Raw genomic sequence first — 16,985 nt, forward strand, 5'->3', positions numbered from 1 at the left:
CGTGTGCCGGTACGCGCCGTGCCATCCGGTACCGGTCCCTCCCCTCGTGGGGACCGGTACCGGAGGGCACAGGCGACGTCGATCCGCGCCGGTGTGGCGTGGATCGCACGGGGCCCGCGATCCGTGGTCGTGGTGAGCGGTCCGTGGGGGGACCGGCTCCACGGATCCCTCGGCCTCAGGGGCGAGACCGTCACCACCGGGGCAGGACTCCGGAGGCGACGGCGAGAACGTGTGGGGGAGTCGTCTCTCCGAGCGCTGAGCCGGTGGCCCTCCGGGTCGTGCCCGGTCGGGTGCCACCGCGCTGCGATCCTGCCAGCAAAGGCCCCGGCCGAGGAGGTTCCGGTCCTGGGCCCCCTGCTCCGTCGCAGGTCAGCCGGTTAAGGTGAGTTTTCCGGTCCGGATGTCCAAGTGCGGGGGAGTAAAGGGGTGGAGACCTTGAGTTCCGACTCAGGGGCACGCACAGCCTTCGCGGAACGTCTTGCGCTGCTCTACAAGGAGGCGGGCAACCCTCCGCTCAAGCAGGTGGCCGAGGCGGTCGTACGGCTTCAGCGGGTCGACGAACGCGGGCGGCCGGTGCGGGTGTCCGTACAGCGGATCAGCGACTGGCGGCGGGCCAGGAACGTGCCCGCGCAGTTCGCCGCCCTCGCCGCGGTGCTGCACATCCTCGTTCCCCAGGCGCGGCGTCTGCGGCCCGTGCCGGTGTCCGCGGGTCTGTACGACCTGGCGCAGTGGCAGCGCCTGTGGGAGCGCGCGGTCGCCGGTCCGGCGGGCGACCGCGCCGCGCCCTCCGGGCAGGAGGAGGAACGCCCGCCGGCCGACGACCCGGCCGTCCCCGGGGTGTGCCCGTACCGGGGGCTGGCCTCGTACCGCCGGCAGGACGCCCGGTGGTTCTTCGGCCGGGAGCGGAGCACGGAGGCGCTCGTCGCCCAGCTGCGCGCCGCGGAGAAGACCGGCGGCCTGGTGATGCTGGTGGGCGCCTCGGGGGCGGGCAAGTCCTCGCTGCTGAATGCCGGACTGGTGCCCGCATTGCAGAACGGTGCTCTCGACGGCGACGGGGGCGACGGGGACGGCCCGGGGGACGACGGGGACCGCCCGGGCAGGGAAGTGCTCCAGCTCGTGCCGGGAGGCGACCCCCTCGCGGAGCTGAGCCGCCGGATACCCGAGCTCGCCTCCGTCGTCACCGCGGCGGCGGAGCGGCCCGGCACCCCGCCCGACCCGTACGCGGTGCGGGAGGCCACCACGGCATGGGCGCGGCGCGACACGCCGTCCGCCGCCCGCCCGGTCGTGATCGTGGACCAGTTCGAGGAGGCGTTCACCCTCTGCTCCGACGAGGCGGTCCGCCGTACGTTCATCCAGCTCCTGCATGCCGCCTGCACGCCCGACGATCCGGGCGACCCGGCCCCGGCGCTCGTCATCCTGGGCATACGGGCCGACTTCTACGAGCGGTGCCTGGGGTATCCCGAACTGGCCGACGCCCTCCAGCACCGGCACATGGTGCTGGGGCCGCTGACCACCGCGGAGCTGCGCGAGGCGGTGACCGGCCCGGCCAAGGCCGTGGGCCTGGAACTCGAACCGGGGCTCGCCGAGCTGATCGCCCGCGAAGTGAGCGCCGACGGCCCCGGCGGGGCGCACGACGCGGGCGTGCTGCCGCTGCTCTCCCACGCCCTGCTCGCCACCTGGCAGCGGCGGAAGGCGGGGCGGCTGACGCTGGCCGGCTACCGCGCGGCGGGTGGCATCCAGGGAGCGGTGGCGGCCACCGCCGAGCGGGCCTGGTCCGGCCTCGACCCGACGGGCCGCACGGCCGCGCGGCTGCTCCTGCTGCGGCTCGTCCGGCTCGGCGAGGACACCCAGGCCACCCGCCGGCGCGGGACGCGGCGCCAGCTCGCGGAGGAGTCCACCGACCCCGGCAAAACGGAGGAATCGCTCGAAGCGCTGGTGCACGCCCGGTTGGTGACGCTCGACGCGGAGGCCGTGGAGATCACCCACGAGGCGCTGCTGCACGCCTGGCCGCGGCTGCGCGACTGGATCGACGAGGACCGCAACGGCAACCTGCTGCGGCAGCGGCTGGAGGAGGACGGCCGGGCCTGGGAGGGCTCGCACCGCGACCCGTCACTGCTCTACCGGGGGTCCCGCCTGGAACAGGCCCGCACCTGGGCGGAGTCCGCCGGCGACACCTTCCTGACCCGCAGCGCGGTGGAGTTCCTCGCCGCCTCGGTCCGGCTGCGCCGGCGCACGGTCCTGCTCAGCCGCGGCGCGGTGGCGGCGCTGGTCGTCATGGCGATGCTGGCCGTCGGCTCGGCCGTGGTCGCGTGGCAGCAGCGGGACGACACCGTCTTCGAGCAGGTGCTCGCCGAAGCCGACCGCGCCCAGTACACCGATCCGTCCCTGTCGGCGCAGCTCGACCTGGTGGCACACCGCCTGCGGCCCGACGACCGGGGGGCCGACAACCGGCTGATCTCGATCGTGAACGCGCCGCTGGCCACGCCGCTGACGGGCCACACCGGCGCCGTCTACCTCACCTCGTTCAGCCCGAACGGCCGGCTCCTGGCCACCGCCAGCTACGACCGGACCGTCCGGCTGTGGGACGTGTCCGACCGGGCGCGCCCCAAACCCCTGGGCAAACCCCTCACCGGCCACACGAGTTGGGTGACCACCGCGGTCTTCAGCCCGGACGGCAAGACCCTCGCCAGCGCCTCCGACGACGGCGCCATCCGGCTCTGGGACGTACGGGACCCGTACCACCCGCACCCGCTCGGCGCCCCGCTGACCGGCCACGACGGCACGATCTACCTGCTCGCCTTCAGCCCGGACGGGCACACGCTGGCCGCCGCCGACGAGGACCACACCGTCCGCCTGTGGGACATGGCCGACCCGCGCCGGCCGGCCCCGCTCGGCGCGCCGCTGACCGGCCCCACCGCCGCGGTGCGCTCGGTGGCGTTCAGCCCCGACGGCCACACGCTGGCGGCCGGTGGCGACGACGGCGCGATCAGGCTGTGGAACACGGCCGACCGCACCGATCCGACGCCGGTCGACACGGTGCTGACCGGCCACACCGCCACCGTGCACTCCGTGGCCTTCAGCCCGGACGGCCGGACGCTGGCCAGCGGCAGCGCGGACAACACCCTCCGCCTCTGGAACACCGCCGACCCCGGTCACCCGGCGGCCCTCGGCGCGCCGCTCACCGCCCACACCGGGCCCCTGTGGTCCGTGGCCTTCAGCCCCGACGGGAACACGCTCGCCGCCGGCAGCGCGGACAGCACCGCGAGCCTGTGGAACGTCAGCGATCCGGCCTACCCGTCGCAGGTCGGCGAGTCCCTCGCGGGCGGCAGCGGCGAGATGTACGCGGTGGGCTTCAGCCCCGACGGGCGGACCCTCGCCACGGGGAGCGGCGACAGCAAGGTGCGGCTGTGGTCGATCCCGCCGTCGAACATGGTCGGCCGGATCGGCGCGTTCCGCCCGGACGGCCGGGTGCTCGCCACCGCCGCCACCGACCGCAAGGTCCGGCTGTGGAACGTGCAGACGCCCAACCGGCCGGTGGCGCTGGGCGAGCCGTTCCTGCCGGGGCGGGCCAACGTGTACAAGCTGGCGTTCTCCCCCGACGGCCGCACCCTCGCGGTGCGCACCGGAAGCCCCCGCCCCGCCGTGCAGTTGTGGAACATCGGCGACCCGGCCCGGCCGGTCCCCTACGGGCCGCCGCTCCCGCTGCCGATCCGCTTCGCGGGCCCCGACACCGTGGCCTTCAGCCCGGACGGCCGCACCCTGGCGACCGCCTACGACGACTACACCGTCCGGTTGTGGAACATCGCCGACCCGGCCCGCCCCCGTCCGCTCGGCCCCCTCCTCACCGGCCACAAGGGCTACGTCAACACCCTCGCCTTCAGTCCGGACGGCCGGACCCTGGCCAGCGGCAGCGCGGACGACATCGTCCGGCTCTGGAACACCGCCGACCCGGCGCACGCCACCCTGCTCGGGGCGCCGCTCACCGGCCACACGGGATCCGTCAACGTGCTCGCCTTCAGTCCGGACGGCCGGACGCTGGCCAGCGGCAGCGCGGACGACACCGTCCGCCTCTGGAACACCGCCGACCCCGGCAGGACGACCCAGCAGGGCAAGCCCCTCACCGGCCACACCGAAGAGGTCGTGTCCCTGACGTTCAGCCCGGACGGCCACACCCTGGCGAGCGGCGGCAACGACAACACGGTCCGGTTCTGGAACGTCGCGGCCCCCGGCCGGGCCACTCCCATCGGCCAGTCCACCGGCCCCCACGCCAAGACGGGCAACTTCCTGTCGTTCAGCCCCCGGAGCCACATGCTGGGGGTGTCGAGCGGCGCGGGCACCGTCCGGCTGTGGAGCCTGGACACCGACACGGCGATCCGCCGTATCTGCTCCACCACGCGGGGCGTGCTGACGCCGGACAAGTGGCACGAGTATCTGCCGCATCTCCCGTACGAGACCCCGTGCGAAGAGTGATGAATCCGGGGTCCGGCCCGGGGTGGAGTTGTGACCCCGGTCACAACTCCACCCCGTAATGCGGCAGCTGACTCCCGCCGCGCGGGCAGCCTTGCTACGCTTGATCACAGCCCGATCGCTGGTGCATCCCCCGTCGCCAGCGATCGGGCGTTTTCGCGCCCGGGCCTGCCCGATGCACCCCTCGCCACCGGCCGTGAGCCCGTGGCCGATCCGCCCCTCTCAAGCGGACTTCTCCGGGCGTTTCGGGTCAATCCACCCCGGGATAGCGCCAGTTGAGGTCGGTGAGCCGGCGCGCCCGCGCCTCCACGACCGCCATACGGGCAGCGCGCTCGGCGGTGTCGGTATGGGACGCCTGCCCGGTCACCTGCCCGGGCCACTTCCGGTAGAGGAGGCCCACCTCGGCGGAGAACCAGCCGCGGCTGACGGCGTTCAGCGCCAGGAGCAGCCCGGTGTCCTCGGAAGCGGGGAGGGCCATCCAGCCGCCGAGGGCGAGAAGCAGGTCACGGCGGACGAAGAGGGTCGCCGGATGGACCTGGGCGAGGAAGTCGTGCGCCGTCCAGAAGTCGAGGACCGCGCCGCGCTCGATCGGGCCGGGCTCCGGGTCGCCGTCGAAGCCGGCGGTGGAGCCGTCGGGCAGGAGGTCGAGGGCGCGGGAGGTCGCCCAGCCGATACCGCGGTCGCCTTCGAGCGCCGCCAGGTCCCGGGCCAGCGTGCCGGGCGGCAACTGGTCGTCCGCGTCCAGGACCTTGACGTACTCGCCGTCCGCCTGCGCGAGGGCGATGGTGCGCGCGACGCCCGGACCGCCGGGGCGGCCCTGCCGGAACGTCACCCGTGCGTCGTCCGGGACGTACGGGGCGACCTCGTCGCTGGTGCCGTCCTCCTGGATCACCCAGTGCCACTCCCACCCGTCGGGGAGTTCCTGCCGGCACAGCGAGGCGTGGGCGTCCGGCAGAAACCGCGCGGAGGGCGGGTGGACGGCGGTGACGATGATGATGCGCCGGCGCACGGCTCACCACCTTTCCAGGGGAGTGGTGAACAGCAGTTCCGTACGGTCGCCGGGCAGGATGACGTCGGTGACGTCCACGACGCGGCCGTCGGTGGCGTACGAGACCTTCCGGAGCACCAGCACGGACGTCCCGGGCGGCAGCTCCAGCTCCTCGGCCTCCTCGGGCGTCGGCGGGCGGGCGGTGACGCGCTCCTCGACGCGGTCCAGCTCGATTCCGACCGAATGGAACTGGCTCTGCGTGCCACCGGGCCACGGCTCCTTGGTCTCGTCCAGGAGATCGGGGTTCGGTGCGATCATGTCGCGCACCAGGTAGGAGGTCACCAGGCCGAAGGGCGCGCTCTCCGAGGCGTGCCGGGTCCGGTAGCTCCGTTCGAGCAGCGCCGCCCCCTCGTGCACGCCGAGCGCCGCGGCGATCTCGGCACGCGCCGGTATCTCGCGATAACGGGCCCGGAAGACAAGGTCGTTGACCTTCAGCCCGGTGTCGTGCTCGGTGGCACCGGTCAGCGCCCGCCGCGCCACCGGCTCGCGGGCCCGGTCCTTCTCCCACTGGTGCCGGAGGTTGGTCCGCCGCGCGGGGGTGCGCTCCCGGCGGACGAAGTTGCCGACCCCGTGCCGCTTCTCGATGAGGCCCTCGTCCCGCAGCGTACGCAGCGCCTCCCGGACGGTCGGCACACTGCGCCCGAACCGCTCGGCGAGCTTCGTCTCCGCCGGCAGCCGGTCACCGGGCCCGAGCCGACCCGCGCGGATGGCGGTGCGCAGCTCGTCCGCGATCCGCTCGTACGCCACTGCCATGAGAACTCACCGTTCCGCTGAATACCTCCAGGTTACGAGTCCTCATGAGGAGTTGCCGACCCGGGGGCCCGCCCCTCCGGGAGAGTTCGCCCCTCCTGGAGAGCTCGCCCCTCCGGGAGAGGGAGCGCGACGACGAAGTGGGCTCCGGCGGCCGGTGCGGTCTCGCCGAGGGTGAGGGTGCCGTGGTGGTTGTGGGCGATTTCGCGCGCGATGGCCAGGCCGAGGCCGGTACCGCCGCTGGTGCGGTTGCGGGAGGCGTCGAGGCGGGTGAACCGCTCGAAGATCTTCTCGTGGTGCTCGGCCGGGATGCCGGGGCCGTCGTCGCGGACTTCGACCAGGGCGGTGGCGGTGGCGGCGTCGGCGGAGACGGTGACCAGGACGCGACCGCGGGCGTGCCGCACGGCGTTGTCGAGGAGGTTGCGCAGCAGCCGTGCCAACTGCCGTGGATCGCCGTGGACGGTGACGCCGCCGCCCGCCGGGCAGTCGACGCGGACGGAGACGGAGACGGAGACGGAGTCGGGGGCGTGCCGGCGCGCCTGTGCGGCAGCCTTCCGGGCCAGGGCCGCCAGGTCGACGGGCTGGGCGGTCGACGGTGACCGGTTGTCGAGATCGGCGAGCAGCAGCAGGTCTTCGATGAGCTGCTCAAGGCGTTCGGTGTCGCCGAGGGCGCCGCGGACGACGTCGGGCCAGTCGGTGCGGTCGGGGTAGTGCAGGGCCACTTCGAGGTCGGCTCGCAGCGCGGCAAGCGGGGTGCGCAGCTCGTGGGAGGCGTCGGCGGTGAAACGCCGCTGCTGCTCGGCGGCTTGTTCCAGCCGGTCCAGGGTGTCGTTGGTGGTGGCGGCCAGGCGGGCGATCTCGTCCTGGCGGGGCGGGACGGGGACGCGCAGGCTCAGGTCACGGCTGGTGATCGTGCGCAGGCGCTGCTGGATGACCTCCACCGGGTGCAGGGCCCGTGAGGTGGTGGTCCAGACGATCAGGGCGACCAGGAGGACGGCCGCGGGCAGGCCGGCGTACAGCACGTGGTCGACGGTGGCGACGGCCTCCTCGGCGTCCTGGGGGGTGACGAGGATGTGCAGGGTGAGGTTCTCGACGGGGGCGGTCGGCCTGCCGTCGAGCAGGCCAGGGGCGTGGAAGGCCGAGGTCACCACCCTGAGTTCGCGGCCGGCGAGTTGTTTGCTGCCGGACCGGGCATCGCCGCTCACGCTGCCCATGCGCAGGTCCTGCTCGATGGGGACGGTCGGTCCCGGCCTCTCAGGGAGCCCGTACAGCGGATCGGGTACGAAAGGCGCCAGGTCGGGGTCGCCTTCGACGAACCGGCCCGCGGGGTCGACGATCACCCAGGTGTCGGGGCTCTGAAAGAGGGCCTGGGTGTTGCCGTGCTGGTAGCGCTGCTCGATGAGGTCCAGGCTGGCTCTGGCCCGGTTGCGGGTGTCGCCCATCTTCGACGCGTAGACCTCGTTGCGCAGCCACAGGGCGCCGGCGGTGAAGGCCACGGCGGCGGTGAGGGCCGCGGCCAGGGCGGCGCGGAGGCGGATCGGCAGGCGCTTACCGAGCATCGTCGACCAGCCGGTAGCCGACGCCGCGCACCGTGTGGATGGTGGAGCGGCCGAAGGGGATGTCGATCTTGCGGCGCAGTGCCCTGATGTGGACGTCGATGATGTTGCTGGCGGCCCGCTGATGGGCGTCCCAGACCTGTTCCAGCAGGTCGGCGCGGCTCACCACTTCTCCGGCCCGGAGTCCGAGGTAGGCGAGGACGGCGAACTCCTTGGCCGTCAGCTCGATCTCGGTCCCGCCGCGGCGGCACCGGCGGGTGGCCGGGTCGAGGTGCAGGTCTCCGATCTGGACGGCCGGCTGGCGCACCGGGCCGCCGCGCCGGATCAGAGCCCGTAGCCGGGCCAGCAGCACCACGTAGGAGAACGGCTTGGCCAGGTAGTCGTCGGCTCCGGTGTCCAGGGCCTCCGCCTCGTCGTACTCGCCGTTCTTGGCGGTGAGCATCAGGATCGGGGTGCGGATGTCCTCGCGTCGCAGCCGGTCGCAGACCCGGTACCCGTCCAGGCCGGGGAGCATGATGTCCAGGATGATCGCCTGGTAGGGCTGCTGCCGGGCCATCCAGAGGCCGTGGCGGCCGTCATGGCAGACATCGACGGCGTAGCCCTCGCTCTCCAGGCCGCGGCGGAGCACGGAAGCCAGCCGCTCCTCGTCCTCGACCACCAGCACGCGCATGCCGCAATCGTGCCACGGGCGCGTATCCCCACATGAAGATCGCTTCATGCGGCTTCATCGCCGCTTCATGACGGCCGGACGACGGTGGACGCCCCTGTCCGCGTCCCGCAGGAGTGCCCGGTGTCCTCCCCCGCCCCGTCCCGCCCTCGCCCCCGCCCGTACGCGGACCCGGCGCCGCCCCGCGGCGCGGCGGCCCACCGGCGACGCCCCGGCCGCCCCCACCTGCTCGCGGCACTGTTCTTCGCCGCCTACACCGCGCTGTCGGTCACCAAGCACCTCCAGCTCCGTTCCACCGGCTACGACCTGGGCATCTTCGAGCAGGCCGTCCGCGCCTACGCCCAGCTGCGCGCCCCCGTCTCCGAACTCAAGGGCGCCGGCTACAACCTCCTCGGCGACCACTTCCACCCGATCCTGGCCACCCTCGCCCCGCTCTACCGGCTCTTCCCGACCCCGCTGACCCTGCTCACCGCCCAGGCCGCGCTGCTCGCCCTGTCCGTCGTCCCGGTCACCCGGCTGGCGATCCGCACCACCACCCCACGGCTCGGCACCGCGATCGGCATCGCCTACGGCCTGTCCTGGGGCCTGCAGAAAGCCGTCGCCTTCGACTTCCACGAGATAGCCTTCGCGGTCCCGCTGCTCGCCTTCTGCCTGGAGAGCCTGGCGCTGCGCCGCTGGCGCACCGCCGCGGCCTGGGCGCTGCCGCTGGTCCTGGTCAAGGAAGACCTACCGCTGACCGTCACCGCGATCGGCCTGTACCTCCTGCTGTCCGGCCGCCGCCGACTGGGCACGGCCGTACTGACCTACGGCGTGCTGTCCGGCCTGCTGATCGTGCTGGTCGTCATCCCGGCCTTCAACCCCGACGGCCACTACGCCTACCTCCACACCGCCACCCAGGCCGCCGGCGATCCGCTCACCCGGCTGCTCCTGCCGCCGCAGAAACTCGGCACGCTGCTCGCACTGCTCGCCCCGACGGCGTTCCTGGCGCTGCGCTCGCCGCTGATCCTCCTCGCGCTGCCCACGCTCGCCTGGCGCTTCTGGTCGACGAACCCGGCCTATTGGGGGCTGGACTACCACTACAGCGCCCTCCTGATGCCCCTCGTCTTCCTCGCCTTCGCCGACGCACTGGGCAGGCTGCGCCGACCCCGGCTGGTCACGCGGGCGGTGGCCGTCAGCGTCGCAGCAAGCCTGCTGGCGGTTCCCTTCCTTCCCCTGCGGGATCTGGCCGGTCCCGCATGGCGGCCCAGCCCCTGGGCTGTCGCGGCCCGCGAGGTCATGGCCGCCGTACCGGACGGCGCGGAGATCGGAGCCGTCAACTACCTCGCACCGCAGCTCACTTCGCGGGCCCACGTCTACCGGTTCCCGCAGGTCTTGGACAGCGGCACCAAGCCGGAGTGGCTGCTGGTCAGCGACCCCGCCCGAGGCGGCATGCCCGACTTCGCATGGGAGTTGCCCCGTCTACCGGAGATTTCTTCACTTGGCTACCGACTGGTCAGGGAGCGATCCGGCATCCAGCTCTACCGGCTCGCCGACCGATGACGGTCGGTTCGCGTGGCGACGGACCCGGGACGCCGCTCCCCATGACACGGACCACAGGGCCAACGCGGCGGGCACGACCGGCACTTGGCGCCGCCCTCCGGACACCAGGGACACCCCTCGTCGAAACGCGCGGCACAGCCGGCGGACCCGGCGCCGGGAGGCACGGAGGGGCAGGTCGGTTCCGGCCGTGCAGCCGTCGAGGATGAAGCCGCGTCGGTCGTCGCCGTGAGCCGGAAGGAGCGACGCGCGGCGGGGCACCGGCCGCAGCGGATGAGGGCGGGGACAACGGGCGCGCCGGTAAGTCCCCACAAGACGGCCGCCGGCCTTCCGGGCGCCTGTGTGGATGAAGTGCTCGTCCAGGACGCGCTGTTCGATGGCTTCGCGCTCCGAGGCCAGGCCGGACGGGGCGACGTCCGGATCGGTAACCAGGACGATACGGGGCCGGGCGAGCACGGCGGCGCGGATGGTTTCGGGCCCGGCCTCGATGCCGTCCAGGGCGCCGGAGGACACGGCGTCCTCGGCGAGGACGAGATCGTGAAGTCCGGTGAAAGCGGAAGGGTTTACGGACGCCGTATCGCGGCGGGCGGCGGGGAGGGAGAGCGCGCCGTCGCCGGGGTGGGCGACCGCGGCGACCGGTGCATCCCCGCGCGCGAGGGCGGGCGGCGCTGCCGGGCGATCCCGGTCCCGGCCCGGAGCCGACCGGATCGCGACGGGCCGGCGGTGTTCGTACGGGCCCCGGGCGGCGCGGCAGCCTTGTTCGGTAAGCCGGTGAGAAGCATATGTCGACGAGCGGCATATACTGCTCGCATGTCTGATCGTTCTGATCGTGCCCTGCAGGAACCCACCCTGCTTCTCCTCACCGCCCTCGCGGACGAGCCCCGCCATGGATACGCGATCCTTCAGGAGGTCAAGAAGATCTCCGGGGGGCGCGTCACGCTGCGCACCGGCACTCTCTACAGCGCACTGGAACGCCTGCTCAACGAGGGGCAGATCCAGGTCCACCGAGAGGAGATCGTCAGCGGGCGGCTGCGCCGTACCTACACCCTGGCCCCCGCCGGACGCGCCACACTGGCCTCCGAGGCCGAGCGCCTCCACGCCACCGCCTCCGAGGCCGAGCGCCGCCTCGGCCTGCACCGCCCCGGCCCGAAGGGGGCCACCGCGTGAGCCAGGCACCCTCCCCGCGCCACAACGCCGGGCACCCCCCGGCCCCGGAAAGCGAGACGCGGGGCGAACCGGCCCCGGAAACCCGGCTGTTACGCCTCTACCCCGCGCACTACCGGCGCGAGCACGGCGAGGAGATCGCCACCATCTACGCCGAAGCCACCCAGGGCGCCACCAGGCCGGCCCGCCTCCGCGAAGCCGCCGACCTGACCGGCCACGCCCTGCGGGTGCGGCTGCGCCTGACCTCCACCGACCCGGCCGGCCGTTACCTGGCCGCCGCCGCGCCCTACGTCCTCGCCGTCGTGTGCGCCCCCGCCCTCTACCGCCTGCTGAGGAATGCGGCCCACCCCGTGGTCCAGCAGAACGGGGCGTGGGCGTGGGCCGTAGGGACGGGCACCGGTCTGGCCCTGACCTCGGCGGTGCTGTGCGCGGCGGGAGGGCGGTGGGGTCCGGCGCGGATGCTCGCGGCGTTCGGTGTCGTGACCGAGGAGATCGCGCAGTGGGCGGGGATGGGGAGCTACCTCGTCTACTACCACTGCGCCGACAGCCCGCCGGCCGTCCTCGTGAACATCCTCTGTCCCACGTGCGTCGTCCTGATCCTGCTGGCCTGCCCCGTTGATCTGCCCGCCGTCTCGCGCCGCGACCGGACGATGATCGCGGTCATGGCCGTGACGGTCTTCGCCACACAAGTGGCCGCGAGGTCCGGCTCCTTTCCCCAACTCACCGGGTGGGACATGCCAGGCGTCGGCGGGGTGCTGTGGTCCGTGGAAAGGCTGGCGCCCCCGGCTCTGCTCGCGGTCTTCCTCTTCGTCGCCCTGGCGCGCGGCGGCAGACGCGCCCTCCCCACGGCTGCCGGCGTGCTCACGGCAGCCGCGATCCTGGCCTGGCGCGACTTCGCGTCCCTCGGTTTCCTGCCGGACGACGGCTTCATCGCCGCCTACCCCTTCGGCGCCGCCGTACTGGCGGCCATCGTCGTACGACTCCGACACCGCCTCCGTCTCCGTCCCCGACTCCGACGAAGAGGGCCGGCCGCCCGAGGGTGATCACGCCGGTCGAGCGGTAGCTGCCGCCGCCGCGCTCGGATGCCCGCCGGGGGAGGCGGGCCCGTGCCGCCGGCGCAACCGGCTGATGCGGCGCTACCCCGTAATGCGGCCATGACACGTGACCTGTGCCCCGTGACCTGTGCCGCATCGCCCTCAACCAGGGCCGCCCCGCGGCAACCGAGACCAAAACGGAGACCACACAACGACGAGGGCCCCGACCGGAATTCGGTCGGGGCCCTCGTCTGCCCTGCCGGGCGAGTGCGGAGGATACGAGATTCGAACTCGTGAGGGGTTGCCCCCAACACGCTTTCCAACTGTGCATCCTGCCGTGCGTGGTGGTTCACCGGCGTTCACTTGGCAGGTCAGACGGGCGTGCGCACGGTGGTGAACGGCAGCGTTCAGCGGCGAACTGGACAACAACCAGGACAATGCGGAGAGCTACGCAGTCTCGATCTCATCTCCACGGCATCGGCGGCTACTTGTGCTGTAGAACGGGACACCGGAGACGCTGCCGGATCTGCAACGCCTGCCACTCGTCATGGCTGGTTTGCCACGTAGCGGGTATTAATCGCTGTATTGCATTTGAGGCAGTATTCGGCCCTATCGACAATGGTGATTTCCTCGTATTCGGTGACTTCCTTGCCGAGCGTCCAAGTGGAACTGTATATATCAAGAAGGAATGTGACCCGCCCGCAGATTCGGCATCGATTTTCTGCCTCTTCTATCTTCTCGGGTGTCAGTGCCCCCAGGGGGCTGATGCCTGCGTTGGGCCAGAAACTGTGGCAGAAGCGACATTTAGCGCTTTTTATGTCGTCAAGGACTAGGGATATTCTGCCGCATGCCGGGCACGGAGCGACGAAGTCGTTCTCCGTCAAGTCCTTGGTTACGCGCTTGAAACGTTTATCTACCAGTTCCTCTACGCGGTGGAGATTCTTTCTGATCTCGTCTACGCGGTTGTGGTAATCGTCAAACTCTTCACTGTCCGGCTCCGGCCCGATCCAGCCGACAATGAAGTCTACGAGGAAATCGAGAACATCGACCGCAACTGCCCGGACGGCGTTCGAGGACTCCAGCCTCGCGCCGTAATGCTGTAGCTGGTTCCTGTGCCTGGAAAGCCTCTTGATGCGCCCCTTTGCCTTCTCCGAAATTGGGATTTCGGAGATCTTTTCGAGGCGCTCGATCGCCCCTTCGAGGGTGCAACTTTCGAAATCTCCTCGATCGTAACTCTCTCGACTGGCGAGCCCTGGATTCTTGAAGATTAGACTCCAGTGCTCTTCGACTAGTCTTACTTTGAGAAGGACTTCGGCTGCGGCCTGCAAGTGCAATACGCCGTACTTTAGGGAATTCTCCTCCTCGTCGTCAGCGAGTTGCTCTACGGCGCTTGCTAGGTAATCCATACCGTTCAAGATGGGGGGAAAGTGAAACCCCTGATCGCTTGCCATCTAATGAACTGCCCCCTTGCTTGCAGAGACCGTTAGAGGTCGCATAGTGACGTCACAAGAGGATGCCACTCATCATGCCGAGGGGTGTCCCTTTTTCGCTGATGGCCAGCAGTACAGACCACCTCAACCCGAGCGGAGCGGGGGCGTTCCGGCCCCTGTCCCGCGGCAACCTGCCGGGGTCTGCGCTGGGACCAACAAGATAAAGACAACGAGCGGTACGCCGTGCGGCATGGCTCAGGCGGATTCGAGCAGGTGGCGACCGTCATGGGCGCGTACATGGGGCGCTGTCGTGGCGCCCAGGGCGTCCAGCACGCGCACCGCGTAGACCTCGCCCATCCACTTCTCGACTTCGTCGGGGGTGAGCCATTCCACGGCCGTCGATTCACTCGACGTCCGCTCCGTACCGGCGACCGGCCGGCAACGGAAGACGAGAGCCACGATGCCCCGGCTCATGTTCTTGTAGACGCCGGTCAGGCGCTCCACCGAGACGCGGATGCCCGTTTCTTCCAGCACCTCCCGCACGGCACCGTCCTCCGGACGTTCGTCCAGTTCAAGGACCCCGCCGGGAGGTTCCCACGTGCCGTTGTCCGCGCGCTGGATCGCCAGGACGCGGCCGTCGTCACGTACGACCACGCCAGCGACCGAGACCGAGTGAAGCGGCATTGGCGGCCCTCCGGGTAGCGTTGCTTATGTACAGGAGCTTAGGAGGAACAGTAGGACATGCCCACGTCGTCCAGAGACTCGGGAAAGCCAAAGTACCTACAGATCGCTGATGACCTGGTCCAGCGAATCAAGGGAAAGGACCTTGCCCCGGGGGATCAGGTAGACAGCGAAACGGACCTCATGAAGAAGTACGCCGCTTCTCAGGGCACGGTTCGCAAGGCGTTCGCCGAGCTGCGCGCTACGGGCCTCATCGAGACGCGGCACGGCAAGGGGTCGTACGTGAAGCGGCGCCCTCCGGTGCGCCGAAAGTCCTCGGACCGGTTCCGGCGGTCGCACCGGACGGCAGGTAAGGCTGCGTACCTCGCTGAGGCGGAGCAGGCGGGCAGTACGCCGAGCGTGAGTGTCCTGTACGTCGGCCCCGTCGAAGCGCCGGAAGAGATCGCGGAGAGGCTGTCGGTTCCGGCCGGAGAGAAGGTGCTGGCGCGCCGCCGCCTCTACTTCAGCGACGGCACCCCGACTGAGGAAGCCACCTCATACCTCCCGTGGGACATCGCCAAGGACATCCCGGAACTGTTCGAGGAGAACCCTGGCGGTGGCGGCATCTACGCCCGGCTGGAGGAGCACGGCCACACGCTGAAGGAGCTGACGGAGACGGTCCGCGTCCGTCTGGCGACGAAGCAGGAGGTCGCCGCACTGAGCCTCAGCCCCGGTTCGCCCATCATCCACCTGACTCGGAACGCGGAATCTGAAGCGGGCCGGGTCGTCGAGGTCTGCGACACCTTCATGGCCGCTGACCAGTTCGTTTTGGAGTACCGGATCCCTGCGGGCGACTGAGCGGCCCACCCCCTGAGCCCTGGCCCGCCGCGCGAATTTCGCGCGGCGGGTTGACTCATGTATATGAGTTGGGCACTCTCTTACATGTAGCTCCTGCACATGAGTGCAAGAGTGCAGGAGTCGCTGCGTACGGGCCTTCTTTGGCCTGCACAAATGCACGACCAAAGGGCCCTGCTTCGGCGGGGTCATGAGGCCCCGCTTCGGCGGGGGCGAGGGACCCCGGGCCCTTTGCATCCGGGAGGGCTTAGACCGAAAGGTCACGTCTCCATATGCCTGAAACGGGAGCTCGCTCCCGAAGGAGACACCGCATCACCGCCCCGATGGTCGTAGGCAGGGTTCGACTCCCTGCCGGGGCACTCGGCCGGCCGCTTCTTGCGGTTCCGGCCCTCACACCCGGCGCGGCGGCACTCCCGGACAAGGACAGCCCGCCGCGCCCGGTCTCTCTATCCCGACGCAGTCAGGAGTTCTTCCATGACCGAGCGCACGATCCCCGTGGACGCCATCGGCCCGATCGCCCTGGACCTGGCGATGAACGCGGGCAGCATCCGCGTCGCCGTCGTCCCGGAGCTGAAGCAGGCGCGCGTGGTGCTGAAGACCGAGGCCACCTGCGGCCCGTCTGCCGACGCGATCCGTGACACCGCCGTGAACCTCACCGGGCAGAACCTCAGGGTCCGCGTCCCGGACGTGGCCGGCGGCATGAGCGGCAGCACCACCATCCGCATGGGCGGCAACACCATGACGTTCTCCGGCGGCAGCGGAGTGCAGATCGTGGGTGGCAACGTCTACGTCTCCGGCAACGGCGGCGGCAAGGTCTTCATCAACGGCCGCGAGGTCACCGCCACCGGCCCCGCCGGAGACGCTGCCACCCCGATCACCGCCGAAGTCCACCTGCCCGCCAAGTCCGTGGCGCTGATCAGCACGCACACCGCCGACACCGTCATCACGGGCACGCTGGCCCGGCTGGAGTACGACGGCACCTCCGGGTCCCTGGTCGCTGACCGCGTCGGCGACCTGGACGTCACGGCCACCAGCGGCAGCGTCATCGTCAACGAGGTCACCGGCCCGCTGGACGCCAACCTCACCTCCGGCAACCTCGGCATCGGCGCCTACAGCGGCCACGACGCCCGGCTGAACCTCACCTCCGGCAACGTCCGGATGGCCGCGACGGTACAGGCCACCGGCCGCCTCACAGTCAACGCCACCTCGGGCTGCGCGCGCATCACGGGCGCGGCGCACCTGAACGTCCGCCGCCGGGTCACCAGCGGCTACGTCCAGATCAGCTAGCCCCCCTCCCGCGCTGCCCGCCCCTTCTCCCGGACAGGAGTCCGCCACCGTGGACGCTGCCACCTTCGCCGCCGTCTTCATCGCCCTGTACGTCGCCCACAGCGTGGGTGACCACTGGGTGCAGACCTCACACCAGTCCGCGCACAAGGGTCGTCCTGACTGGGTCGGCCGTCTCGCGGACGCCCGGCATGTCGCCACTCTGACGCTCACCAAGCTGGCTGTCCTCGTCCCGGCCGCCGCGCTGCTGGGGCTGTCCCTGTCGGTGCTCGGCGTCGTCGCCGGGCTTGGCATCGACGCCGTCACGCACTGGTGGGCCGACCGGCGCAGCACGCTCGCGTGGCTGGCCAAGGTGACCGGCAAGGGCGAGTTCTACCGGCTCGGTGCTCCGCGCGCCGGCCATGACGACAACCCGCACATCGGCACCGGCGCGTACGCGCTTGACCAGTCTTTCCACCACCTGTGGCTGCTGGTCGCCGCGCTGGTTATCGCCACCGTCTGAAGTCCTGGTTCTTCGCGGGGCGGTTGCACTCC

At 71.1% G+C, this 16,985-nt stretch carries 13 protein-coding genes; 7 read left to right on the forward strand and 6 right to left on the reverse strand.

Annotated features, from left to right (window positions below):
* Positions 1-426: 426 nt before the first annotated feature.
* On the forward strand, positions 427-4,470 hold the full coding sequence (locus RZ84_RS19435; protein WP_043265360.1) for an nSTAND1 domain-containing NTPase: 4,044 nt from the start codon (positions 427-429) through the stop codon (positions 4,468-4,470).
* 247 nt (positions 4,471-4,717) lie between these two features.
* Here the strand turns inward: RZ84_RS19435 and RZ84_RS19440 are convergent, their stop codons facing one another.
* The 4 genes from RZ84_RS19440 to RZ84_RS19455 are packed head-to-tail and all read right to left on the reverse strand — an operon-like array spanning position 4,718 to position 8,491.
* A complete protein-coding gene (locus RZ84_RS19440; RefSeq protein ID WP_043265361.1) occupies positions 4,718-5,476 on the reverse strand; it encodes a glycosyltransferase family 2 protein in 759 nt (252 codons plus the stop codon).
* 3 nt (positions 5,477-5,479) lie between these two features.
* On the reverse strand, positions 5,480-6,268 hold the full coding sequence (locus tag RZ84_RS19445; protein ID WP_043265362.1) for a GntR family transcriptional regulator: 789 nt from the start codon (positions 6,266-6,268) through the stop codon (positions 5,480-5,482).
* 32 nt (positions 6,269-6,300) lie between these two features.
* Positions 6,301-7,824, reverse strand: a complete 1,524-nt coding sequence (locus RZ84_RS19450) for a sensor histidine kinase (protein ID WP_052230030.1) — start codon at positions 7,822-7,824, stop codon at positions 6,301-6,303.
* The gene (locus RZ84_RS19455) at positions 7,814-8,491 is read right to left on the reverse strand and encodes a response regulator transcription factor (protein ID WP_043265363.1); all 678 of its coding nucleotides are present in this window, start codon (positions 8,489-8,491) and stop codon (positions 7,814-7,816) included. The genes RZ84_RS19450 and RZ84_RS19455 overlap by 11 nt, the downstream gene beginning before the upstream one ends.
* 120 nt (positions 8,492-8,611) lie before the next feature.
* Between RZ84_RS19455 and RZ84_RS19460 the strand changes: the two genes are divergently transcribed.
* The 3 genes from RZ84_RS19460 to RZ84_RS39845 all read left to right on the forward strand — a co-directional run bounded on the left by RZ84_RS19460 (position 8,612) and on the right by RZ84_RS39845 (position 12,231).
* Positions 8,612-10,027 (forward strand): DUF2079 domain-containing protein, encoded by a 1,416-nt coding sequence (locus RZ84_RS19460; protein ID WP_052230031.1) that lies wholly within the window; start codon positions 8,612-8,614, stop codon positions 10,025-10,027.
* 807 nt (positions 10,028-10,834) lie between these two features.
* On the forward strand, positions 10,835-11,191 hold the full coding sequence (locus tag RZ84_RS19465) for a PadR family transcriptional regulator (RefSeq protein WP_043270330.1): 357 nt from the start codon (positions 10,835-10,837) through the stop codon (positions 11,189-11,191).
* Positions 11,188-12,231 carry a hypothetical protein gene (locus tag RZ84_RS39845; RefSeq protein WP_063772689.1) on the forward strand — a complete coding sequence of 348 codons (1,044 nt, stop codon included), beginning with the start codon at positions 11,188-11,190 and terminating at the stop codon, positions 12,229-12,231. The genes RZ84_RS19465 and RZ84_RS39845 overlap by 4 nt, the downstream gene beginning before the upstream one ends.
* Before the next feature lie 536 nt (positions 12,232-12,767).
* Here RZ84_RS39845 and RZ84_RS39075 read toward each other — a convergent pair.
* Entirely contained in the window at positions 12,768-13,628 is an 861-nt protein-coding gene (locus RZ84_RS39075) for a hypothetical protein (protein WP_157878862.1), read from the reverse strand.
* 279 nt (positions 13,629-13,907) lie between these two features.
* Positions 13,908-14,336 carry an NUDIX domain-containing protein gene (locus tag RZ84_RS19480; RefSeq protein WP_043265365.1) on the reverse strand — a complete coding sequence of 143 codons (429 nt, stop codon included), beginning with the start codon at positions 14,334-14,336 and terminating at the stop codon, positions 13,908-13,910.
* 57 nt (positions 14,337-14,393) lie between these two features.
* Between RZ84_RS19480 and RZ84_RS19485 the strand changes: the two genes are divergently transcribed.
* The 3 genes from RZ84_RS19485 (at position 14,394) to RZ84_RS19495 (ending at position 16,953) form a co-directional block, all read left to right on the forward strand.
* Positions 14,394-15,170, forward strand: a complete 777-nt coding sequence (locus RZ84_RS19485; RefSeq protein WP_043265366.1) for a GntR family transcriptional regulator — start codon at positions 14,394-14,396, stop codon at positions 15,168-15,170.
* A 471-nt stretch (positions 15,171-15,641) separates the two neighbouring features.
* On the forward strand, positions 15,642-16,454 hold the full coding sequence (locus RZ84_RS19490) for a DUF4097 family beta strand repeat-containing protein (RefSeq protein ID WP_043265367.1): 813 nt from the start codon (positions 15,642-15,644) through the stop codon (positions 16,452-16,454).
* A gap of 49 nt (positions 16,455-16,503) precedes the next feature.
* Positions 16,504-16,953 carry a DUF3307 domain-containing protein gene (locus tag RZ84_RS19495; RefSeq protein ID WP_043265368.1) on the forward strand — a complete coding sequence of 150 codons (450 nt, stop codon included), beginning with the start codon at positions 16,504-16,506 and terminating at the stop codon, positions 16,951-16,953.
* The last annotated feature ends 32 nt before the right edge of the window (positions 16,954-16,985 follow it).

Origin of the sequence: Streptomyces sp. CT34 (assembly GCF_000805335.1) — a bacterium.
Lineage (GTDB): Bacteria > Actinomycetota > Actinomycetes > Streptomycetales > Streptomycetaceae > Streptomyces.

Coding starts and splice junctions, on each gene's coding strand:
- RZ84_RS19445 (WP_043265362.1), bottom strand. CDS start 6,268: ATGGCAGTGGCGTACGAGCGGATCGCGGACGAGCTGCGCACCGCCATC.
- RZ84_RS19450 (WP_052230030.1), bottom strand. CDS start 7,824: ATGCTCGGTAAGCGCCTGCCGATCCGCCTCCGCGCCGCCCTGGCCGCG.
- RZ84_RS19455 (WP_043265363.1), bottom strand. CDS start 8,491: ATGCGCGTGCTGGTGGTCGAGGACGAGGAGCGGCTGGCTTCCGTGCTC.
- RZ84_RS19465 (WP_043270330.1), top strand. CDS start 10,835: ATGTCTGATCGTTCTGATCGTGCCCTGCAGGAACCCACCCTGCTTCTC.
- RZ84_RS39075 (WP_157878862.1), bottom strand. CDS start 13,628: ATGGATTACCTAGCAAGCGCCGTAGAGCAACTCGCTGACGACGAGGAG.
- RZ84_RS19480 (WP_043265365.1), bottom strand. CDS start 14,336: ATGCCGCTTCACTCGGTCTCGGTCGCTGGCGTGGTCGTACGTGACGAC.
- RZ84_RS19485 (WP_043265366.1), top strand. CDS start 14,394: ATGCCCACGTCGTCCAGAGACTCGGGAAAGCCAAAGTACCTACAGATC.
- RZ84_RS19490 (WP_043265367.1), top strand. CDS start 15,642: ATGACCGAGCGCACGATCCCCGTGGACGCCATCGGCCCGATCGCCCTG.